The organism is Paracoccus sp. 22332, assembly GCF_052045125.1.
In the GTDB taxonomy this organism is placed as follows: domain Bacteria; phylum Pseudomonadota; class Alphaproteobacteria; order Rhodobacterales; family Rhodobacteraceae; genus Paracoccus; species Paracoccus haematequi_A.
Map to the genome: position 1 here is coordinate 1 of NZ_JBQEOI010000139.1, position 533 is coordinate 533.

General features: G+C 64.5%; 2 protein-coding genes. Both read left to right on the forward strand.

Annotated features, from left to right (window positions below):
- Window positions 1-300 (forward strand): AzlD family protein (locus ACTJI6_RS24225; RefSeq protein ID WP_440804346.1); only part of this gene is annotated, 300 nt, incomplete at its 5' end.
- A 9-nt stretch (window positions 301-309) separates the two neighbouring features.
- Window positions 310-474 (forward strand): hypothetical protein, encoded by a 165-nt coding sequence (locus ACTJI6_RS24230; RefSeq protein ID WP_440804347.1) that lies wholly within the window; start codon window positions 310-312, stop codon window positions 472-474.
- Window positions 475-533 lie beyond the last annotated feature (59 nt).

Below are 533 nucleotides of genomic sequence, written 5' to 3' on the forward strand. Positions count from 1 at the left end.
GCAATGATCGACCCTCTTGTGATCCTCACCATCCTGATGATGGCGTTAGTCACCTATCTGACCCGGATCGACGGCTATCTCCTGCTGCGCGACCGGACCGTGAGCCCCAGAATGGCCGCGGTGATGGAGACCGCACCCGGATGCGTTCTCATCACGGTCATCGCCCCGCATTTCGTCACCGGAAGGCCCGCCGACATGATCGCGCTGGCCCTCACCATCCTGGCGGCGACACGCCTGCCGCTGCTGCCGGTCGTCCTGCTTGCCATCAGCTCCGCAGGCATCCTCCGGCTCATCATGTAAGGACAGATCATGACCGACCTTTCCAACAACACGCCCGTAGTCGAGGACCGCTTCCTCGATCTGCCGGCCGGACGCATCTTCACGCGCAGCTGGACGCCCCTTGGGCATCGGAAGGACCTGGCCCCGATGTCAATCGGCATCCAAACGGCCCCCCCGATCGGCGCCCAAAAGTGACCCCTTTGGCGCGCGGTTGAGCAGGCCCGTGGCGGCGTAGCTTTCCAGCTGGCGCAGCC

What these genes read in the sequence shown, in the direction of transcription:
- ACTJI6_RS24230 (WP_440804347.1), top strand. Translation starts at nt 310, where the DNA reads ATGACCGACCTTTCCAACAACACGCCCGTAGTCGAGGACCGCTTCCTC.